The sequence below is a fragment of the Mucilaginibacter terrae genome, from assembly GCF_042679325.1.
Taxonomy (GTDB): Bacteria; Bacteroidota; Bacteroidia; order Sphingobacteriales; family Sphingobacteriaceae; genus Mucilaginibacter; species Mucilaginibacter terrae.
Map to the genome: position 1 here is coordinate 162,919 of NZ_JBHTMJ010000012.1, position 22,339 is coordinate 185,257.

At 41.3% G+C, this 22,339-nt stretch carries 20 protein-coding genes; 10 read left to right on the forward strand and 10 right to left on the reverse strand.

Annotated elements, in window-relative coordinates; genetic code table 11:
• Positions 1-25 precede the first annotated feature (25 nt).
• The 6 genes from ACFQ3S_RS12570 to ACFQ3S_RS12595 all read right to left on the reverse strand — a co-directional run bounded on the left by ACFQ3S_RS12570 (position 26) and on the right by ACFQ3S_RS12595 (position 6,962).
• Complete coding sequence (locus ACFQ3S_RS12570) at positions 26-1,303, reverse strand: CehA/McbA family metallohydrolase (protein ID WP_377164910.1); 1,278 nt, start codon at positions 1,301-1,303, stop codon at positions 26-28.
• Positions 1,304-1,473: 170 nt separating this feature from the next.
• The gene (locus ACFQ3S_RS12575; RefSeq protein WP_377164912.1) at positions 1,474-1,650 is read right to left on the reverse strand and encodes an alkaline phosphatase; all 177 of its coding nucleotides are present in this window, start codon (positions 1,648-1,650) and stop codon (positions 1,474-1,476) included.
• Positions 1,651-1,704: 54 nt separating this feature from the next.
• Positions 1,705-3,342, reverse strand: a complete 1,638-nt coding sequence (locus ACFQ3S_RS12580) for an alkaline phosphatase (protein WP_377164914.1) — start codon at positions 3,340-3,342, stop codon at positions 1,705-1,707.
• A gap of 163 nt (positions 3,343-3,505) precedes the next feature.
• A complete protein-coding gene (locus ACFQ3S_RS12585; RefSeq protein ID WP_377164916.1) occupies positions 3,506-4,501 on the reverse strand; it encodes a fatty acid desaturase in 996 nt (331 codons plus the stop codon).
• Between the two features lie 160 nt (positions 4,502-4,661).
• Positions 4,662-5,468 carry an alpha/beta hydrolase gene (locus tag ACFQ3S_RS12590; RefSeq protein WP_377164918.1) on the reverse strand — a complete coding sequence of 269 codons (807 nt, stop codon included), beginning with the start codon at positions 5,466-5,468 and terminating at the stop codon, positions 4,662-4,664.
• Positions 5,469-5,909: 441 nt separating this feature from the next.
• Positions 5,910-6,962: an NAD-dependent epimerase gene (locus ACFQ3S_RS12595; RefSeq protein ID WP_377164920.1), complete on the reverse strand. Its 1,053-nt coding sequence runs from the start codon at positions 6,960-6,962 to the stop codon at positions 5,910-5,912.
• A 164-nt stretch (positions 6,963-7,126) separates the two neighbouring features.
• Here ACFQ3S_RS12595 and ACFQ3S_RS12600 point away from each other — a divergent pair, with 164 nt between their 5' ends.
• Positions 7,127-8,620, forward strand: coding sequence for a M28 family metallopeptidase (locus tag ACFQ3S_RS12600; protein ID WP_377164922.1), 1,494 nt, complete (start codon positions 7,127-7,129; stop codon positions 8,618-8,620).
• A 155-nt stretch (positions 8,621-8,775) separates the two neighbouring features.
• Here ACFQ3S_RS12600 and ACFQ3S_RS12605 read toward each other — a convergent pair whose 3' ends face one another.
• Positions 8,776-10,275, reverse strand: coding sequence for a malate:quinone oxidoreductase (locus tag ACFQ3S_RS12605; protein ID WP_377165358.1), 1,500 nt, complete (start codon positions 10,273-10,275; stop codon positions 8,776-8,778).
• Between the two features lie 366 nt (positions 10,276-10,641).
• Between ACFQ3S_RS12605 and ACFQ3S_RS12610 the strand changes: the two genes are divergently transcribed.
• From ACFQ3S_RS12610 to fbp, 6 genes are all read left to right on the forward strand, one after another.
• On the forward strand, positions 10,642-11,001 hold the full coding sequence (locus ACFQ3S_RS12610) for a hypothetical protein (protein ID WP_377164924.1): 360 nt from the start codon (positions 10,642-10,644) through the stop codon (positions 10,999-11,001).
• A 425-nt stretch (positions 11,002-11,426) separates the two neighbouring features.
• Entirely contained in the window at positions 11,427-13,649 is a 2,223-nt protein-coding gene (purL, locus tag ACFQ3S_RS12615) for a phosphoribosylformylglycinamidine synthase subunit PurL (protein ID WP_377164926.1), read from the forward strand.
• Positions 13,650-14,039, forward strand: coding sequence for an SMU1112c/YaeR family gloxylase I-like metalloprotein (gene gloA2, locus ACFQ3S_RS12620; RefSeq protein ID WP_377164928.1), 390 nt, complete (start codon positions 13,650-13,652; stop codon positions 14,037-14,039).
• A gap of 116 nt (positions 14,040-14,155) precedes the next feature.
• Entirely contained in the window at positions 14,156-14,866 is a 711-nt protein-coding gene (locus tag ACFQ3S_RS12625) for a tRNA1(Val) (adenine(37)-N6)-methyltransferase (protein ID WP_377164930.1), read from the forward strand.
• A 62-nt stretch (positions 14,867-14,928) separates the two neighbouring features.
• Positions 14,929-15,426: a metallophosphoesterase family protein gene (locus ACFQ3S_RS12630; protein ID WP_377164932.1), complete on the forward strand. Its 498-nt coding sequence runs from the start codon at positions 14,929-14,931 to the stop codon at positions 15,424-15,426.
• A gap of 16 nt (positions 15,427-15,442) precedes the next feature.
• Complete coding sequence (gene fbp, locus ACFQ3S_RS12635) at positions 15,443-16,492, forward strand: class 1 fructose-bisphosphatase (protein WP_377164934.1); 1,050 nt, start codon at positions 15,443-15,445, stop codon at positions 16,490-16,492.
• Positions 16,493-16,561: 69 nt separating this feature from the next.
• Here fbp and ACFQ3S_RS12640 read toward each other — a convergent pair whose 3' ends face one another.
• Both ACFQ3S_RS12640 and ACFQ3S_RS12645 read right to left on the reverse strand, forming a co-directional pair.
• Positions 16,562-17,659: a DUF3810 domain-containing protein gene (locus ACFQ3S_RS12640; protein ID WP_377164936.1), complete on the reverse strand. Its 1,098-nt coding sequence runs from the start codon at positions 17,657-17,659 to the stop codon at positions 16,562-16,564.
• Between the two features lie 63 nt (positions 17,660-17,722).
• Positions 17,723-17,917, reverse strand: coding sequence for a hypothetical protein (locus tag ACFQ3S_RS12645; protein ID WP_377164938.1), 195 nt, complete (start codon positions 17,915-17,917; stop codon positions 17,723-17,725).
• Positions 17,918-18,191: 274 nt separating this feature from the next.
• Here ACFQ3S_RS12645 and ACFQ3S_RS12650 point away from each other — a divergent pair, with 274 nt between their 5' ends.
• From ACFQ3S_RS12650 to ACFQ3S_RS12660, 3 genes are all read left to right on the forward strand, one after another.
• Positions 18,192-19,052 (forward strand): hypothetical protein, encoded by an 861-nt coding sequence (locus ACFQ3S_RS12650; RefSeq protein WP_377164940.1) that lies wholly within the window; start codon positions 18,192-18,194, stop codon positions 19,050-19,052.
• Between the two features lie 56 nt (positions 19,053-19,108).
• On the forward strand, positions 19,109-19,744 hold the full coding sequence (locus ACFQ3S_RS12655; protein ID WP_377164942.1) for a DsbA family oxidoreductase: 636 nt from the start codon (positions 19,109-19,111) through the stop codon (positions 19,742-19,744).
• A gap of 249 nt (positions 19,745-19,993) precedes the next feature.
• Positions 19,994-21,100 carry a metallophosphoesterase family protein gene (locus ACFQ3S_RS12660; RefSeq protein ID WP_377164944.1) on the forward strand — a complete coding sequence of 369 codons (1,107 nt, stop codon included), beginning with the start codon at positions 19,994-19,996 and terminating at the stop codon, positions 21,098-21,100.
• A gap of 76 nt (positions 21,101-21,176) precedes the next feature.
• Here the strand turns inward: ACFQ3S_RS12660 and ACFQ3S_RS12665 are convergent, their stop codons facing one another.
• Positions 21,177-22,283, reverse strand: coding sequence for a phytase (locus ACFQ3S_RS12665; RefSeq protein ID WP_377164946.1), 1,107 nt, complete (start codon positions 22,281-22,283; stop codon positions 21,177-21,179).
• Positions 22,284-22,339 lie beyond the last annotated feature (56 nt).

Below are 22,339 nucleotides of genomic sequence, written 5' to 3' on the forward strand. Positions count from 1 at the left end.
GAAAATGAATACCCATTTTGTTTTGTTAGAATTTAGGATCGAAGTTGAAATAGATAGGATTGGATAAGCCCACCATATTACCGTTCAGCGTAGCGGCTTGAGGAACCTGCGGATAAGCAGTAGGAGGGCCTTCTACCACAACACGATAGTAGGTACGTCCGGTTGTTGCCGGTGTATCGGTGAACTCGTAGTAAGGCGTTTTGCCGGCAGTAGCCTGGAAGGTACCAAACGTGCCACCATTCTTTATCACTTTAATGGTATAAGCAGCGGTATCTGCAATATTGCCTGTGAGTTGCACTCTAAACTTTACCGGTTTACCAGTTGATTTTACGTTGTCGCCCATCATCATATCCATTTTATTATCCTGGTTAAGGTCGGCGTAAAACTCCACGCGTGGCGCGTAAGGGTTGGAGCTGATAGAAACCCGGCCATTGGTAAGCGCGTTTATCACCGCTTGCGAAGTACGTGCCGATGCAAATACCCAGGTAGTTGGGGTGCCTACGTAATTAGCTTGTGCCTGTTTGCTGTTTGGCGTTGCCTGTTCAGGGGTTTCGGGCACGCCGTGATGTGCGTCGCTGCCGCCTCTGCCGGTCAGCTTACGACCCGATGACAGCATATCGTCCCAGATCATGATCGCTTCTGCATTTTTAGACCAAAGAACCGAGTTCCATACTTCAAGTGATTGGATAATATCATAAGAATAGCCGAAATGATCTTTGCCGCTGGGATGGTTGGCAGATAGGTGAATTCCTAACTTGTTTTTCACCCTTCCAATTAGCGTATCACGCTGATCGCGCACATCATATAGTTGCTGATGATCATAAGGCTTTGCCGAAAATACATTCCCATGCCCACGGGTAGTGGTCCACTCCGCACCATAGAGTAATAGTACCGATTCCGACTTAAAGTCGGGATCGGCCCAGGTGTTGTGCGCTACATCGCCATCCACATGATTATCATGGTCGGTAATACACAAATAATCCATGCCTACCGACTTGGAAAAAGCGACGATTTTAGCCACCGGGTTGTTAGATGACTCTTTACTGTGCCTCGAGTGAACATGCAGATCACCTTTAAGCCATACGCCATTGATAATGCTGGCCGCTGTTATAGGTGTATTTGCATTAGAAGGAGCCCAGGGATTAACGCGAGCAACCTGACCGAATGCAGCGCCGCTAATGCAAATGGCTACTGCAGCTAACAGCTTACCTAAATGCTGGCGCTTAGGCGTCGAAATTGTTGCAGCATGATCCTGATGTATAATATGGATACTTTGTGGCTTACTACCATGTTGTTGTTTCATAAAAAATTTGCATTACTGCTAATAAAAGGGAATTGTTTGAAGCTGTAAAGCTATAATACAGGTGTTACGGCAATGTTCGGAACCTGTTAACTTACAGCATAAATGCATTAAATAGTAACTTGTTCAACATCAAACTATTTTCAATATGAATAACCAAATCACCTTAAATGCTATTTTGATTTTGAGATAAGCTGCAGAATTTTGTGGTAGATCTCGGTGTTTTGATAGGTGCCTTTGAAGTTTTGTGAACCCGGACCATAAGCATATACCGGCACATTTATACTGGTATGATCGTTTGTACTAAAGTTGCCTAACACCATACCCTGTTCGGTAGAAGCATCAAGCAAGGTAAGGCCCCCGGTTTCATGATCGGCTGTAATGATAACAATCGTTTCACCATCTTAATCGGCAAATTTTAAAGCCTCTGCTATAGTTTTGTCAAAATCGTGTAATTCGGTAACAACGTAAGGCAGGTCATTGGCATGGCCGCCATGATCGATCTGCGCACCTTCGGCCATTATAAAAAAGCCTTTTTTATTGGCATATAATTTTTTAATTGTTTGTTGCAGTGATACTTGAAGCATATCACCTCTACCGTTTGTAATTGAACTTGTACGCAAATCGTTCAGTAAAACCAAATGCTTGCCTTGATCAGCTTTGGCAAAATCGGTCAATGTGGTATCTACGTGGTATTGCTCTCTTTGTAATTTAGCTATCAATTCCTGATCGCTATTGCCGAAGAAGCTTTTTTGATTAGAGCCAATCAATATATCTACGTGGCTTTTTAGTAAATCGATTGCTATGGCTTGTGTAGAAGTACGCTCTGCCTCATGAGCATAAAAAGCCGCAGGGGTAGCGTCGGTAATATCACCGCAACTGATGATGCCGCTTTTAATACCATAGTGCGCCAGCGTATCGGGTAAATTTTTCAAAGGCATACCTTGCGGGTCAACTCCTACAAAGCGGTTATTGGTTTTAATACCACAAGCCATTGCGGTTGCACCAGCTGCGGAGTCGGTGTTATCCGTATTAGCCGCACGGGTTTGTGATGAACCTACGTTACGGCATTGCAGCATATTCAACTGGCCATAGTTAGCCGTTAACCCGGCCTGAATTTGCGCGGGACCCATACCATCACCAATTAACAGAATTACATTTTTAACTTTTTTGGTACTTCCATCGCTTTTATAGGTGGGCTTATATACGTTATATGGGGACGGATTAATAAATAGAAGTTTTGCCCTGTTCAGGTAAAAGTCATGCACTTGCTGCGGGTGATCGGTGTTCATCCAGTCGACCCCAAGTTTTTCTAACTGGATCCAGGTGTTCGGACTGTCCTGCGTTGCCCAAAAGCGAAACGGTTTTTGATAAGCATGCGCTGCAATAATTACGGTTTTGACCTTTAGTGAGTCTACCTTAGTTAGCGCCCCTTTACCATTCCATGTGGTGTAATTAGCTAAATTATCGCTTATCATTCCTATATGTTTCAATTCATCAGGCTGATAGGAAATGTTAGGGCGGCCATCAAAATAAATGTAATCAGGATAATCGGAAAAATGGGCGGGAGAGGGCATGTTACCACTAAGAACTATTTTTACGGCATGCTTATTAGCCGGATAATTAAAAATGTTCAGGTACGGTTTTAGATCTTTAATTAATTGCGGTATCACATGTATATGGTCTTCCTTAATATCAACAACCAGTTGCAGTGTTTGCAAAGAGTCGGCATAAGGTCTTTTACCATTTTTGTTATACAGCGCGGCTAAAGGCTTCAGGTACAACTCTGCTAATGTACGGTCTTCAGCAATTTCCTTTTTTTCATGCGCTACATACAGCTTGCCGTTTAACAAGTAAACATCGGCCTCAATTGAACCGGCTCCGGCATAATAAGCCTGCAAAAAAGGTATATTTTGTTTATAATCGTTATGGCTATGTAAGCGGATGGTGCTGGTTGACTGTGCATGTCCGTTTGTAAACAGTATGCAAAAAATAAGCGTACAACAATTGGAGGTAAACTTCAAGAAACGGTCTTTAAACATTCAATAACTTTTGGAAGCTAAAATATGGTCGTAATGTAAACTGAACGTTAGCACGGTATCAATTACAACGCAAATTATTTATAATAAAAACTATACCACCGTCTTTAAATAAAAAAGGCCTGTATGCGAATCATACAGGCCTTTCTATTATTGTTTTATAAAACTATGCTACTAATGCTTCGTTGTTAAGTGGTTTGGCAACAGGGGCACTAATTTTGCCACGATTGGTTCTTGCTGTACGTGAGAAAACTGAAAGTTCGCGGTTGAATAAAAATTCAAATAGCAAGCGAGTGTACGAAGTATGATAACCCAAAGTATCATAATGCTGACCGGCAATAGCCTTAATTTTAGGCAGGTTATTCCATGGTACTGATGGAAAATCATGGTGCTCATTGTGGTAACCTACGTTAAGGTTGGTTACGTTTAAGCGACCGTAATAACTTTTGGTTTCTTGTTCGCCGTGAGTTAAGAAGTGCTCCTGAACCCAACGTGCGCCCAGTGGGTGTAAACCAACTGAGAAAAAGAAGCTTAATGCCAGATATAATATGGCTTTAGGGCCTAAAAATATAACCACTGCTGCTGTAAAAGAAATTTGAACAGCCCAATTAACCAGCGTCCAGCTATCAAATAAATTAATTTCTTTTAAGCGGAAAGGGCGTAGAGCCTGAAACACCGGGTAAAATAATAACCACATGGCTTTACCGAATGAAGAGTTGTTGATCAACTTAGCTTCCCATACAAATGGCATATCAGCATCTAACGCCTCCACACCCTGAAATGAGTGGTGTTTTAAGTGATATTTTTGGAATGATACCGAACTTGGCAACAGAGTAGGCAAGTTAGCAAATATACCTGCCCAGGTATTGGCAACACGATTTTTAAAGATGAGGTTATGTGCACATTCGTGTATGCAAACAAATAACGAATGGCAGGCAAAGGCACCAATGCCATAAGCAGCCAGGGCAACCCAGTACCAAGCCGCGTCTTTAAGCAAATAAGCAGTCACCAATTGCACACCCACACAAAAAGCAATAACCAAAATAGTATAGGGGTTACGGCCAATCAATTCCCTTATTTCGGGATGTTGTTTAATGATAGTTCTTGTTCTTAATTTATGCGGCTCAATTTCGTCGCTCCATCTGAAACTTTTTTTCTTCATACGTTGTGTATAGCTTAATTACAGTAAATATAAAGGTAAGATATTTATATAAATAATCAGAATATTTATCTTTACAATGCAGTTACCAATCATAAATAAATTCGTGAATTATCCTATAACGAAATTCACAAGGTAAAATTACAGATCGGAATTATTATAATTAATTAATTTTGATAGGAGTGGTATCAAAAGCAGGTGCATTTTCTTTTTGTTCAATCCAGTTTGCTACAAAGCTTAACACTTCTTCATATCCCGGTTCATAGCATATAAAATGACTGCGGTTGTTAAAGGTACGGTGGTCAACAAAGCTTATCTCGTCGGTATAGGCTTCGGCATTCTTTTCGCAAAGTTCATAAGGTATAATCTCGTCCTTTTCACCGGCAACAAATAATAGGGGAACATGTGGCAGGTCCAAATCAACCTTGCCGTCATCGCCCAGGCAGTCGCGCAGCACATTGCGGCTATCGTGCGTGGCGGTTTGTTCAAACGGTACTTTTGCGGCTTCTAACGTTAAAGTATTGGCAAAGGCACCCTGAAAACCTTCCAAATCCATAGTAAATATTTCGTCGCCTTTAAGCGGGTTCATGATCATAGCGCTATTTTTAGCAAAACCCCAGTCTAACGAGATCATGCCATTTGGCGCAACTGAACTAATGGGTACGCCTAATTTGGCCAAGCCTTCATTAACCAATATTTGGGTAATTAAACCGCCTACAGAGTGACCTATAATAATAGGCTTTTCGGTTTGGCTGGCAGCTAACTCCCGGTATTTTTGAGTAATTGTAGCCAGGCGCAATTCGCCTAAACCCACTGGTGGATTAGCGCGCAGGTCGGCTGGTTCACCTTCGTGCAACGGCCACGATTCGGCAATGCAATTATAGCCTTTTGCTGTAAAGTATTCTACCCACTTGCCCCAGCTTTTTGCGTTCTGGAACATACCATGGATGAAGATGATGGTGCTTTTCATAGGGTCTGTTTTAATTTTTGGTAAATTGTTTACACTTCAAGTTACAATCAGCATGATAGTTTTGTTGAAATTTGTTTACAATGGCAGGTTGTAGAAAGATAACATACTTAGAAAACTTCGTTGCAGTAGATTATTGGCGTCCCTTATTAAGGTGAACACACATACTACTACAGTTAATTCAAATTAGTATTAACTTGCAAATAGTGTAAACTTTTTTAGGACGGGACACGACATGACATAGCAAAAAGCGTTTACAAACCTGTTCATGAGTGAACACTTTTTCAATAATTTCTACCCGAAATTCTCATTCTCTCTTCTACAAAAATCTAATTAAATGAAGAAAAATGAAGTTTTTTGAAGTTATTAGATATTACTGAGCACTTTAAACCTGAACAATTTAGCTAAGAATTGTAGCCGTTGACAGGTAAGTAAACCAATTTATTAAGCCTTATAAAACTCCCGGAACCAGCTTACAAACCTGTCTATCCCGCTTTGAATATCGGTTTTCGGGTGGTACTGAAACTCCGTTTCCAAATCGCTCATATCGGCGTCGGTAGAGAGCACATCGCCTGCCTGCATAGGCAGCAGGTTAATCACCGCTTTTTTACCTATAGCGTTTTCCAGCGCCTCAATAAAGTTCATGAGCTTAACCGGCGATGAATTACCGATGTTATACAACCTGTACGGTGCGCTTGAGGTAGCAGGGTCGGGGTTATTGCTATTCCAGTTTGTGTTGGGTGTAGCAGGACGGCCGAGCACACGAATAATACCTTCTACAATATCGTCAACGTAAGTAAAGTCACGCTGCATTTCGCCATTATTATATACATCTATAGGGGTACCTTTAATAATAGCATCAGCAAACTTAAAGTAAGCCATATCGGGCCGTCCCCACGGACCATAAACCGTAAAAAAGCGCAAACCAGTGGTGGGTATATTATATAAATGGCTATAACTATGTGCCATCATTTCGTTGCTCTTTTTGCTGGCCGCATACAAACTTACCGGGTGATCGGCTCCCTGGTGTACCGAAAACGGTGTATTGCTGTTCAACCCATACACACTCGAACTGCTGGCATAAACCAAATGCTTCACCTGTATGGTGCGGCATCCCTCCAAAATATTTAAAAAGCCGGAGAGGTTACTCAGGGCATAATCATGCGGATTGGTAATGGAATAACGCACACCAGCCTGTGCAGCCAAATGGCAAACAGCATCGAACTGGTAAGTGCTAAACAAGTTCTCCATTTGGGCACGGTCGGCAATATCCAGTTTTATGAAACAGTAATTAGGGTGCAGCGTACTGCAAACCGGTTGGTTATCCTGCAAGTTGGCGGTATTAATGCCCGATGCTTCTAAGCGGCCATATTTTAAGGCGGTATCATAGTAGGTGTTAATATTATCTACCCCTACAATATCGAACCCCAATTTAGCCAGCTTTTCAGCTACAAAAAATCCAATAAAACCAGCTGTGCCTGTAACTAAAATCTTCATAAACTATATACTGCCAGCCTTACGGCCGCAAGCGTGCAAAGGTAAATTATTTTTCATGATTTAACAGGCCACTAACTACTAACGCCAATTGCAGGCTTAAAACATATTTTGTAAACATTAAGGCATAAAAAACATATATTAGGCTTGATAATCAGTGTGAAAAAATGAAAAAAATTGTCATCATTAACTTGTTTTTAGGCGCAGCATTGCAGGGTTATAGCCAGGCAAAATTACAGGTAATTAATCCGCCGGCTTTGGCATCCATAAAAGAAACCGATTTAAAGCGGGATATATTTGAGTTGGCCGGCGATGCTTTCAGGGGCAGGCGGGCTGGGTCTGTTGATGAAATGAGGGCAGCGGCTTGGGTAGCGCAAAAAGCACAGGAAGCCGGCCTGAAACCTGCCGGAGACGATGGTACTTACTTTCAGTACTTTAATTTGCGTCGTACACGTACTGCCGATAGGAGCCTGTTAGAAATAGGTGGCCGCCCCTTAAAAATGGGTGAAGATTTTTGGCTGACTCAACCTGTTGACGCACATTTGAATGGAACCATTATTTCTTTAAATTCCATGGCCGATACCGCTACCGCCGATTTAACCGGTAAAATTGTGGCCCTTAAAATTGAAGCGCCCAAACCGCTGCCAGCAGCAGGTATGAGCCTATGGGAATTTCGTTACACTTCATCAGCTATTCGGCAGCAAAGCACGGTATTACGGCGTAAGGGTGTAGCTGCCGTTATATTTATAGCAAACGATATCACCGAAAAAGGCATCGCTTTTATTGGTCATAATTATGAAGATGGCTCTTATCAAAACGTAGGTTTAGCAACGGCAAACCGTAATAACAACCGAAACACTATAAGTAAACCAATTCCAATCATATTGATACGTTCGGGATTGGAAATACCGGGCAAGCAAGCGGTAAGTTTAAAGGCCGACATTTATATGGAGACTTACCTGTATCCATCGGTTAATGTAATTGCGAAAGCGCCGGGGGGTGATTTAGTATTGCGCAACGAATATGTGCTGTTTAGCGGGCACCACGATCATGATGGTATTGGCAACCCGGTAGGTCTGGATTCGATATGGAATGGTGCCGATGATAACGCGTCGGTAACAGTAGGCATGTTAGCCATTGGCCGTGCATGGGTAGAAAAGCCTGGCAAACGTTCGGCATTATTTGTATGGCATGGTGCCGAGGAGCGTGGCCTGCTGGGTTCGCGCTGGTATGCTGTTAACCCAACGGTTAAAAAGGAAAGTATTGTGGCCGTTTTAAATGGCGATATGATTGGCCGTAACAGTATAGATTCGGCCGCGTTGCTGGGTTCTATCGCACCGCACCGAAACTCAATTGCACTGGTAGATATGGCCATGCAAGCCAATAAGCAGCTCACCAAATTTACCATTGATACCTCATGGGATGTGGCCTCACACCCCGAAAACTGGTATTTTCGCAGCGATCATGCACCTTATGCACAGGCCGGTATGCCGGCTATATTTTTCACCAGTTTACTACACCCCGATTACCATACACCAAAAGATGAGCCGGAACGTATCAGTATTCCTAAGCTCACTAAAATGACGCGCTGGATGTATGCCACAGGCTGGCTGGTATCGCAAACGGTAATGAAGCCTGCGTTGGATGTAAAGCCACTTTAAAAGCACAAAAGCTCACGGGCAGCATTAAAATTAAAATATGGTTAATCTCACTTGCAAAATTAGATCCTTCTGAATTAAACCACTATTGCCTAAAAAGCAATAGTGGTTTAATTATTTTAAGTGATTTAAAGCAAGAGTAAACATACTATTACAGACTATGCCAATTCTAATACTTTGCTTGTATGTGCTCGCGTTTCGTTAGCCAACTGGGCGTTTTTAGAAAGCGACTGACCGTAAGAAGGGATCATGATTTTTAGTTTGGCTTGCCATTCGGGTGTTTTGGCTTGCGCTTTAAAACAGCGCTCTATAAGCTGCACCATAATAGGTACCGATGTTGAGGCACCCGGCGAAGCGCCCAGCAGGGCAGCAATGCTTCCATCGGCAGCCGTTACCACTTCAGTACCAAACTCCAGCACACCACCGCGTTTAGGGTCTTTTTTAATAACCTGCACACGCTGGCCTGCAATGTCCAGGTCCCAGTCCTCTTTTTTAGCGTTAGGAAAGTAATCGCGTAGAGCGGCCAAACGGTCATCTTGCGATTGAGTAACCTGACTAATAAGGTACTTGGTTAGCGGAATATTATCTACACCAGCTTTCATCATAGGAAAAATGTTGCCGGGCTTAATAGAAGTGAACAGATCTAACAGGGAACCGTTCTTTAAAAACCGGGTTGAAAAACCGGCATAGGGTCCAAATAACAATGATTTTTTTCCATTGATCATCCGGGTATCCAAATGTGGAACCGACATTGGCGGCGAACCAACAGATGCCTTACCATAAACTTTTGCCTGGTGACGCTCAATAACAGCCGGGTTATTACAAACCAGCCATTGCCCGCTCACAGGGAAACCACCAAAGCCTTTACTTTCGGGTATGTCGGATTTTTGCAGCAAATGCAAAGCGCCGCCACCAGCACCCACAAATACAAACTTAGCTTTGAGTTTACGCTTACCGCCATTGGCCAGGTCCTTAACCCGTATGCGCCAGCTTTGGTCCTTATCACGCGTTAAGCCGCGAACCTCGTGATTGAGGTGCAGGCTAACGCCGGGTTGTTGTTTTAAATAGTTGAACAAGCTATTGGTGAGTGTACCGAAGTTAACATCTGTACCCAAATCCATGCGGTTAGCCGATACTTTTTCGCTCTTATCGCGGCCTTCCATCACCAGCGGGATCCAGCTTTGCAGAGTTTCCGTATTGTCCGAATACTCCATGGCCGAAAAAAAATGGTGCTTTACCAGCGCTTCGTAACGTTTTTGCAGGTACGATACATTTTCATCGCCCCAAACAAAACTCATGTGAGATACCGGCGTTATAAAAGATTTTGGCGGTGGTATAATCTTTTGTTCAATTAAAAACGACCAAAATTCTTTCGACACCTCAAATTGTTCGGCAATTTTAATAGCCTTTGAGATATCAACGGTACCATCCTGTAATTGCGGCGTATAATTTAATTCGCAAAAAGCAGAGTGGCCGGTGCCTGCATTATTCATGGCATCTGAGCTTTCGCCAGCCATTAAATCCAGTCTTTCAAAAATTTCGATAGTAAGATTAGGCTGAAGTTCTTTCAGCATTACTCCCAAAGTGGCGCTCATTATACCGGCGCCAATAAGTACTACATCAGTTTCAAGGTTCTGAGTATATTCGTTGTTAGTCATTTTAGATTTGAGCGGTACAAATGTTTCGCAATTTACGTTGTACCTATTTAAAAAACGGGTGATATTACCATTTTCATCAGAAAATTTACAATTCATTAAAATTAATAATCATTCTAAAAAAGAAAATAATTCAGGCAGAATTGTTTTTTGACACTGGCCCGAATTTAAATATGATATGAATAATACTGTATAAACATATTAGCATTCGCTTCCATCTGAATTTACTTTATATTATCTCTTCGTTAAATTTAAATTCTATACTACGTGCTATTACCAAAAACCACTATTTTTACCAGTGTAATATTTCAACTATTATAAATATTAAGCGTTTTGTTATATCTTTAGCAACTAACCTCTTATGAATTTATGAATACAAAAATCTTTAATTCTTTAGTGCTGGCGGTATGCGGCATATTGTTTTGCCTAATTACGGCAGATATTAATGGTAAGTGGAGTGGGAGTATTGATTATAACGGCAGCACTGTGCCATTAAATTATAATTTTAAAAGCGAAGGTGATAAGTTTATCGGAACTTCCGAAACGCCATTAGGCACCAATGAAATTATGGAAGGAAAAATTGAGAAAGATGTAATTACTTTTAAAGTTGACCTTAATGGAGAGTTAGCCACACATACTGGTAAAATTTATGCCGATTCTATCAACCTTAAAATTAACTATCAGGGCAATGAATTTATGACTACCCTAAAACGTAGTAAAGCGCAGTAACTTCATTAATACAGAAATCTCATTCTAAAGGGTTAATAAATCTAAATTAATCCTTATTACAATCATGGACAGCGTTATAAGAGCTTTTTTATTAGATAAGAGTTTCAAGCCTTCAACCCCCTGAAAAATCGGCTTTAAAGTTGGGGGATGTGCGGTTCCATCTTGGAGTAGTATGTCTTCCTCTTACGGATATTGTCGATTTATAAATTGATCAATAACACACCCTATACAACGCTCAATTCAGCCTTGCCTCTCTGGGAGGGAAATAAAATTGTAAAAGCAATTTCACCAGCAAAGCCCGTATTATTTATCATAAATTTATAATTACTACTTGCTAACTACAAAACCGCTACAAATCAAAATATTGTACGGGCTTTCGACGCATTTTTCTAATTTTGCGCTTTCATCCATCAAAACATCTCATTGTGGAGCAAATAGAACTTACTACCGTAGATACGGCCAAAGATTTAGGCTTACTACCCGAAGAATACGACCGCATTATAGAAATAATGGGACGCGTCCCTAACTTTACCGAGCTTTCCATTTTCTCTGTAATGTGGAGCGAACACTGCTCTTACAAAAACTCTATTAAATGGTTAAAAACTCTGCCACGTGATGGCGCACGTATGCTGGCCAAAGCTGGTGAAGAAAATGCGGGTGTGGTTGACCTTGGCGATGGTATAGGCTGTGCTTTCAAAATTGAATCGCACAACCACCCTTCGGCACTGGAACCTTATCAAGGGGCTGCAACCGGTGTTGGTGGTATTAACCGCGATATTTTTACGATGGGAGCACGCCCCATAGCGCAGTTAAACTCGTTGCGTTTTGGCGATCTTGGTCTTGACCGTACCAAATGGTTAATTAAAGGTGTAGTAAAGGGTATTGGTGATTATGGCAATGCTTTTGGTATCCCAACCGTAGGCGGCGAGCTGTTTTTTGATGAATCTTATAACGTAAACCCCTTGGTTAACGCCATGTCGGCCGGTATTTTAATGGCCGGAGATATGGTTTCGGCTACTTCGTATGGTGTGGGTAACCCGGTTTACATTGTGGGTTCATCAACCGGTAAAGACGGAATACACGGGGCAGCGTTTGCCTCCAAAAATATTACTGAAGATTCGGTGAACGATTTGCCGGCCGTACAGGTAGGCGATCCTTTCCAGGAAAAATTGTTGCTTGAAGCTTCGTTAGAGGTGATAAAGACTGGGGCGGTTGTGGGTATGCAGGATATGGGCGCTGCCGGTATTATCTGCTCCAACTCCGAAATGTCGGCCAAGGGCGAGCATGGTATGGTAATTTGGTTAGATAAAGTACCAACCCGCCAGGATAACATGAAGCCGTTTGAGATCCTGCTGTCAGAATCACAAGAGCGGATGCTGATTGTAGTACATAAAAGCCGTGAGGCTGAGGTGCAAGCTGTTTTCGATAAATGGGATCTGAACTGCGTACAGATAGGCGAGGTAACCGATACCAAACGCCTGGAGTACTTTATGAATGGCGAAAAAGTAGCCGATGTACCTGCCGATGATTTAGTATTAGGTGGTGGTGCACCGGTTTACGAACGCGAATACCACGAGCCTGCTTACTACCAGGAATATCAAAAATTTAATATTAACGACGTTTCCATACCGGAAAACCTGGTTGACGTAGCCGAACATTTAATAGCTCATCCAAATATTGCATCCAAACGTTGGGTAACCGATCAGTATGATAGTATGGTGGGCATTGCCACTATGACCACCAACCGCCCGAGCGATGCTGCCGTAGTTGCTGTAAAAGGCACCGATAAAGCCATTGCCTTAACGGTGGACTGTAATTCGCGCTATGTAAACGCCGATCCGCAAAAAGGTTGTGCTATTGCTGTGGCCGAGGCTGCCCGTAACATTACCTGTTCGGGTGGGGAGCCGGTGGCTATTACCAATTGCTTAAACTTTGGTAACCCTTATGTGCCCGAAGTGTTCTGGCAGTTTGTTGGCGCCATTAAAGGTATGGGCGAAGCCTGCCGCAAGTTTGAAACCCCGGTAACCGGTGGTAACGTAAGTTTTTATAACCAAAGCACCGATGATGGTCCGGTTTTTCCTACGCCAACTATTGGTATGTTAGGTGTGCTGGATAATATCGATAACATCATGACCGCCGACTTTAAACAGCCCGGCGATTTTATCTACCTGATCGGCGAATCGCAAAACGATATTGCTTCGTCTCAATACCTGGCTTCATACCACAAAATATCGGCCTCGCCTGCCCCGTATTTTGATTTGGATAAGGAGTATGATATGCAGCAGGTCATCAAAGAATTGATCAAAAGCAAGGTGATCGCTTCGGCCCATGATGTGGCCGATGGTGGTTTGTACATTGCCTTGTTAGAGTCTTCGATGCATTTGGGGTTGGGCTTCGATATTGCTACCGATGCCGAAATTCGCAAGGATGCTTTCCTCTTCGGCGAAGCACAGGGCAGGGTAGTGGTAAGTGTTTCTCCAGAAGAGCAGGATCGCTTTACCGAACTAATGGCTACCAGCGGAGTGGAATACACTATGCTGGGTACCGTAACCAACGGTTTTTTAAATGTTGACGAGGAACTTTACGGTCATGTTACTGATATAAAACTGGTGTACGACAACGTATTGCACGTAACCTTGGGCGAGTAAATGCTGGGGTTACAACGCATACATCACATAGCCATTATCTGTTCCAACTACGAGCAGAGCAAACGATTTTATGTGGAGGTATTGGGCTTAACCATTTTGCAGGAAGTTTACCGCGCCGAAAGACAATCCTATAAACTCGATCTGGAAATTGCTGGGCAATACCAGATCGAGCTTTTTTCGTTCCCCAACCCACCAGTACGGCCATCGAGACCCGAAAGTGCCGGTCTGCGGCATTTAGCTTTTGCGGTAGATGATATTGAGAAGGCTGTAGCGCACTTGCAAAGTCACGGCGTAATTACAGAATCTATCCGCGTAGATGAATACACCCAAAAACGCTTCACCTTTTTTGCTGACCCCGACGGTTTGCCGCTGGAGTTGTACGAGGGATAAATTACTAATTAAACTACACCTGCACTGTTGTGCTTAGCTTGTCGAAGCAATTAACCACGCGATAAGGTCTTCGACAGGCTTACAACCGGCAACTGAAAACTGACAACCCCTACGCTATGTCTATTTTCCGCTTTAAACAATTCAGCATAGATCAAACCGGATGTGCCATGAAGGTGAATACAGATGGTGTATTGCTTGGCGCTTTAGCCGATGCAAAACATGCGGAAAGCATTTTAGATATAGGTACGGGTACCGGTGTTATAGCCCTTATGCTGGCACAGCGATTTGCAACTGCTCAAATTGATGCCGTTGAACTTGATGAAACAGCAGCGCAAACCGCACTTAATAATTTTCAAAATTCTCCTTTTAATAGCAGGCTACAAATACATACCCAAAGCTTTCAGTATTATTTTAAGTTGCATTCTGATAAAAAATATGACTTCATCGTATCTAATCCGCCATTTTATATCCAATCGCTTCAATCGCCGCAGGCTGGAAAGAATATGGCCAAGCATGCGGATAGTGATTTTTTTGAGCAATTGATTAAATTCTGTGCTCAGCAATTATTACCCTGTGGTAAGGTGTGGCTTATTTTGCCATTGAGCACATCAGCATTAGTAAAGCAGCTGGCTATTGCGCAGCGCCTCTGTGTGCAGCAAACCATCAGCATTCTGTCGTACCCGCAATCAGCACCTCACCGCCAAATATTGGTTTTGGGATTTCATCAAACAGAAACGGAGGAGCAGCGTTTAATTATCTATAGCGAACCAAAGATTTATACCGATACTTATCGTAGTGTTTTAAAGGACTTCCTGACCATATTTTAAGTTATTTTTAATCGGTAATCTTTTTTCCTGATTCTATAATCTATACTCTAAATTTTTTCTTTATGACCCGTATTGGCCTGCTCTCAGATACGCACAGCTACCTGGATGATGCCGTTTTTAAACATTTTGCCGATTGTGATGAAATATGGCATGCCGGAGATTTTGGTACCCTGGAACTGGCCGATCAGTTAGCAGCATTTAAACCATTACGTGGGGTGTACGGAAACATTGATGGTGCAGATATCCGGCAGACTTACCCGGAAAACCTGCGTTTCAGGTGTGAAGATATAGATATATGGATGACCCATATTGGTGGTTATCCTGACAAATATAGTCCGGCTGTAAAGCGTATAATTTACACTAAGCCGCCGGGTTTATTTATTAGCGGTCATTCGCATATCCTGAAAGTTATGTTCGATAAAAAAATTAATTGTTTGCATTTAAACCCCGGCGCAGCTGGTAAACAGGGATGGCACAAGGTAAAAACATTGATGAAATTTTGTGTTTCTGAAAAAAAAATTCATAACTTGGAAGTCGTGGAACTCGTTAATAATATGTAATTAATACACTAAGCCTATGAAAGCAGTAAAAACTTTAGGACAATTCATCATTGAAAAACAAGCCGATTTTCCTTATGCCAAAGGAGAACTGTCGCGTTTGTTGCGTGATATTGGTATAGCATCTAAAATAGTAAACCGTGAAATTAATAAGGCCGGACTGGCCGATATTATAGGCGAAGCCGGTACCACCAATATACAGGGCGAAGGTCAGAAAAAACTGGACGTGTATGCCAATGAGCAATTTATTGCGGCGTTGCAAAGCGGCGGCGAGTGCTGCATAGTAGTATCCGAAGAAAATGACGAGTACATTTATATTGATTCGGAGATCTCAAAAAACGCTAAATATATAGTAGCTATCGACCCCTTAGACGGTTCATCGAACATTGATGTAAACGTGGGTGTGGGAACTATTTTCTCTATATTCCGACGTAAATCGGTAGAAGGTAAGGCTACTTTAGAAGATGTTTTACAAAAAGGTACCGAGCAAATAGGGGCGGGTTATGTGATATACGGGTCGTCGACCATGTTGGTTTACACAACCGGAAAAGGCGTAAATGGCTTTACTTTAGATCCTTCTATCGGCGAGTTTTGCCTGTCGTACCCCGATATGCAGATCCCCAAAGATGGTTACATATACTCTATTAATGAAGGTTATTACATGCACTTTCCAGATGGTATTAAGAAATATATTAAATATTGCCAGGTTGAGGATGAAAAAACGCATCGCCCTTACACTTCGCGTTATACCGGTTCTATGGTGGCCGATCTGCACCGAAGCTTAATTAAAGGGGGTATATTTATGTATCCTATAACCGCGCATGCACCTAATGGTAAATTGCGTTTGGTGTACGAATGTAATCCTATGGCTTACATAGTAGAGCAAGCAGGCGGTAAGGCATCAAACGGGTACGACCGTATATTAGAACTGGAAGTTACCGAATTGCACCAGCGATCGGCCATTATGATCGGATCGACTAATATGGTTGAGAAGGCCGAAGAAATGCTGGCTTGCTTTTCACCCCAGGTTACCAAGCGTAACTGTGAAGGTGTGGTAACTATCCAATAAGATATATTTCCACGTATTTTCAATAATAATAATGTTTGCATTACTCGGCTTGATTATCCATGGTTAAATCTAAAATCTTCTTTGCCTTTTGTAATAAGCCAGAGTTAATTTAATCATGCGGTTGTAGGTGCGCAAACCTTCGGGTTGTTTATTTACTTTTAAAAATTGGTCATAAAACAACCCGGTAACATAGCCCGCCTTGCTTTGATAATATAGCCAATATTTTTGATCGGCTTTCATGTCTTGCTTAACATGTTGCGTTATGCGGGTTTTCAGTTGGTGAAATAATACCGTATCGCGTTGGCGCACCTGGTGTAAAAATTCTTCCATAGCTAAATAGTATGCAGAATATTGCAACAAACGATCAGTTGAATTGATACCTGCCAAAAATCCTATAAAGTTTGCTTCATCTTCCCTTGCAAACCCCATTTGATGTGCCATTTCATGACAGGCCGTAACCGGTTGGTTCACCAGGGGCATGCTATAGTTTACCTGTGCTTCCCCTGTAAATGGATTAAAGTATCCGGCCGTACCCATATAATTTAGTAAAGGCGTAAATAAAGATGGTTTAGCGGTTGGATGATAGCTCTGTAGTGCCTGGTGCTTATTACCAATATGTTTAACTGCTTTTATTGCCGAGGTGTAAATACTACTATTGGTAGCCTGCTGGTATGCGGTTTGTAAATTAGCCCGTTTAGCGTTAGTACTATCTATAAGCAAACTGGTTGTGGCTGTTAGTTGGGCAAGCGTATAAGGAAATTCGGTTAAATTTAAGAGAACAGAGGCCGGAGGTCTGGAATAGTTCATTCCCCAAAGCAAATAAAAGGCACTGATAAACACCTGTAAACCAATAACAAGTTTCAATAAACTTACCCCAAGTTGCCTGCATTTTTTGCAAATAATTTTATAGATAAGCCGCCCTGTAAAATACAGCAAGTACAGCACAATTATTACATACAATATGTCGCCCAGACTAATAGGAAACCATCCCAGTAAACTATGAAAAAGATGGCTTATATATGGATATAAACCTCGGGCATACCATTTTTCAACAAAGTAAGGATGATTGCCGATTGTAAACAGCGTAAGTAATAATAAGGTTAAACTTAGTATGACAAGTAAATATGGTTTCACAGAAAGTGCTTTGTTGGCACCGGATATAATCATAGGGCAAAGTAATACGCAATAAATAATGTTAAAAATATAATAGTGCTTAATTACTAATAATTTTTAATCCTCGTCTTTAATTTCTTCCCAATAAACAGTATCTAAAAAAACCCCGTTTGTTACGGCAACCTGTGCTTTAATTATGTTGAGTTTTTCTTTGATCTGCTCAGGATTTAAATTACCCTCAACCGTGTAATAGTATATCACATTTTCTGTTCTACTATTAATGAACTTGTAGTGTTTTACCGGCGTTTCCATAATTCAAGTATTATAGTGCATCTAATAAATAGTTAACGCTTAAATAGGCTACAAGTTTCTAATTGCAACACTTTGTAAAGTTATTAATGCAAACATCAATATATTGTAAATTAGTTTAATATAAAATGTGTTAATATTATGAGGTAAAGATTATTATAATTGTAATAAATTTAATTTAATGATAGAAAATATTTATTAATATACGTTCTTTGCGTATTACATGCTCAATAAATTTAAAAAAAGATGGATTGTATGGCCAATACTCATATTGATATTGGAACTCGCTGCATATGCCCAAAATAAAGCCGACGATAAAAATTATATTTCAGGTCATTTACAAAGTCCGCTAAATGATGAGACATCGGGAATTGCATCATCAGCAGTTCAAAATGACATATACTATATAAACAATGATAGTGGAGATACCAGTCGGTTCTTTGCTATTACTCCCCAGGGAAAATTAAAAGGAGTATTTTACTTTAACGGTGTGGGAGAAGGTAAACTTGGAGTTAAAGATTGTGAAGATATAGCTGTTGGGCCTGGTCCGCAGGATGGAATAAGTTATGTATATATAGCCGATATAGGTGATAACGATTCATCTAAACCGTTTATAACCATTTACCGGGTTCCCGAACCCACTATGAAAAAAGTTACCGATAGTATATATCATGTTAATAGCACTCCGTTATATATTAAGTATCCTGATGGGCCGAGGGATGCCGAAACGCTAATGATAGACCCCTTGGAAAAATTATTTTATATAATAACCAAGCGTGGTAAAACAGTTGAAGTGTACACGGCACCTTTACAATTCAATTTAAATGATACAACCATATTAACCAAACGCACTCAATTGAAATTTAATGGTTTACAACCCTTTAAATGGATAGTAAGCGGCGATATATCAAAAGATGGCACGCAGGTGGTTTTGAAAAGTTACAGCCGTGTTTATTACTGGAGGCGTAATGGTGCCGAACCAATTTGGCAAACGCTGCAGCGCAAGCCGCAACAACCGGCCTACGAACAGGAAAGACTTGGCGAGGCCATTGGCTTTGCACCCAACGGAAAAAGTTATTACACGGTTAGCGAAGGGAATAAACAGCCTATTTACCATTATGGTGTACCTAAGCCTTAAAGTTGCTGTAATTATCGCACAAGTTTATACCTACATTTGTAAGAAGTATTGTAGTTATGAAAATACAAATCTGGTCGGATGTGATGTGTCCTTTCTGTTATATAGGTAAACGCCGTTTTGAGGAAGCTTTAAACCTATTTGAATTTAAAGATAAAGTGCAGGTAGAGTGGAAGAGTTTTCAGCTTAACCCGGCATTAATAACCGATACCAGCATTGGTATAGATGAATATTTGGCCGATGCAAAGGGCTGGCAATTGGATTATGCCCAACAGTTAAATAAGCAGGTAACCGAAATGGCCGCTCAAGTAGGTTTAACTTATAACCTTGACCGGGCTGTAGTCGCCAACAGTTTCAATGCACACCGTTTTACACATTTGGCTAAACAGCATAATCTTGGTGAAGCTGCAGAAGAGCAGCTGTTTAAGGCTTACTTTACCAACGGTAAAAACATTGATGATATTAATATTCTGACTCAAATAGGATTAGAAGTTGGTTTGGATGCCGCCGAATTAAATGAGACATTAAATAACCCCGACGCTTACGCCAATAATGTGCATGCCGATGTGCAGGAAGCACAAGCATTAGGCATTAGTAGCGTGCCCTTTTTTGTAATGAACAACCAGTATGCGGTGTGTGGCGCGCAACCTATGGAGGTATTTACCAATACACTTTACAGTGCTTATGCAGAATGACAGCAACAACCGTAAGTTTAAAGGCAAGCGTAAGGCAACTATCTTAATACAGATTTGCATAAAGCTTAAATAAATTTTAGTGTTAGTACTTATCTCCATAAATATAGCTCAAGAGGGAGGGGAATTCATTTGAAAACTTTTTAACTTTTGTTATATTCAGTTACTCATCACACATCATCATCTATACCTTTAAAATTCATCAGCACTTAACATTATAACCTTAATTTTGATTAATATAGGTTAAATGATATGGGAAAATTTACCACTTCAGTGTTTAAAAAGGATCAGCCAAAGGATAATCACAAGTTTCAGCCTTTGCCAGAACCCTCTGGCTCTTATCCTTATCACTTGGAATTGACATCTGTAAGGCCGGTATCAGGTGACCAAAAAATAGTGTTTCATATGGTAGGAGATACCGGCAGTGTTCTCAACCCTGGTTTTCAGCAACTGGTAGCGATTGCTATGCAAGGTCAATTTCAGCAGCCCGATACAACAAATGAGCCTATGTTTCTTTACCACCTGGGCGATCTGGTTTATCACCATGGGGAGGCAGACAGGTATGACAGGCAATTTTTTAAACCTTACCAAAATTACCCGGCCCCCATATTTGCCATTGCCGGTAACCACGATAGTGATGTAAACCCCGAAGCTGCTGTACCTTATAAAAGTTTAGAAGCCTTTAAACAAGTTTTTTGCGATACCGTTTCCCGCCCTGTTGCTTTTAGTGCTAATGGTAACAGGTTAAGTATGATTCAGCCTCATATTTACTGGGTGCTGCATACACCCCTGGCTACCATTATTGGCCTGCATAGCAATGTGCCTAAATATGGTATTATAACAGAGGAACAAAAGGAATGGTTTATGGAGGAATTAACTGCCGCCGGGCAACAAAGGCCCGATAAAGCCATTATTGTTTGCCTGCACCATGCTCCATACTCGGCCGATACTAATCATGGTTCGAGCCAGCCTATGATCGAATTTTTAGAACAAGCGTTCAGGCATACTGGAGTTAGGCCGGATATTGTTTTTAGCGGACATGTACACAATTACCAACGTTTTAACAAGCAATACGCTGATGGAGTTGTGCCTTATATTGTGGCGGGCTCGGGAGGTTTTGATGAACTACATACCATAGCCAGCATTGATGATGAGCAATATAGCAACAACAGCCATTTGTTTAATGGTGTAACGTTACAAAGTTACTGCGATACGCAACATGGCTTTTTAAGAATCACCCTTGAAAAAGGCACCCGAGGATTGATCCTGACAGGCGAGTATTATACCATACCACATCAGGAAAACACAATCAACCCTCCTGATGCATTGCTGTATGATCGTTTTGAAATTGCTATTTAATTATTTGTAACTCATCGAAAATATAATAGGCGGTTTTGATATCCATCTATTTTGTATTTACCGATGATGAGGATTTCTAATTTGCTTTTAATTTTAGCTGCTTGCCAGCAATGTCTTCCCAACGGTAATAATGGAAAGTTTTATCATCACTCATTACAACAAATAGACCATGTTTAAAAATACTGTTTAACGGCTTTGCTGTTACATCCGAACCATCACTTTGGCGTGCTGCTACGGGTGCAATTTTAAGAAGTTTATGCTCAAATGCATTGGAAGCCGTACCCTCACGGCTAAAGATCTGAAAACGGTTACCACCCTGATCGGATACTAAAATATAACCTGTAGTATCGGTAAGTTTATAAATGGAAATCCCTTCATGATCAACCTTGAAGCCTGTTGTGCCAAATAAGGCTAACTGCTGGTTACCCTTTGCAGGATCGGCGTAATACTGGCGTACGCCGGTTTGCTCATCAGAATAGTACACATAACCTAACTCATTATCTACCGCTATAGATTCAATTTCCTTTTTACCGCTGTATTGTCCAAACTTGCGTACCAGCGTGGCTTTAACCAGGCCGGTGCCATCATCGGTCAATAAATACTGCCATAAATAACCGCCATTTTTAGGGCCGTTTTTACGACCGGCAATAGCATATATATTACCGTTTTTAGCGGTATATATGGCAATACCCATCAAATCGCGATATTCGAATCCGGTTTCGCCTTCAAAAACAGGAATGCCGCCATGGTCAACCGCTTTCATATCTGGTAACGAAAACATGCGTAACTTATGGGTCATACGTTCGGTGGTAATGGCAATGTCGGTTGGTTTACCATTAAGTGTTAAACCGTAAGCAATATCAATATTGTTTGGTCTTTTCAAACCGCTCACCACTTTGTTTTTAATAATTTTCCCGTTAAGGTCGAACACATACAAGGCACCATCCTCGTTTTTATCGGTACCAATGATAAGGCTTTGAGTGTTATCTTTAGGATTAACCCAAATAGCAGGATCGTCGGTGTCAAACAAAACTGGTTCGGTAACAACAGCAGGCTTTATATCGGGCATATTTGCACCTAACGCGTTTTCTGAAGCTTGTTCGGCAGTAGAGGTTTGTTGGCATGCATTAACCAGTAGCATAACAGCAACTGATGCAGTGATTAAAAAAATTCCTTTATTCATTGATAATCTTAAAGCTCTTCGGATGGCAATAAGCCACCCGAAGAATAACACAATAT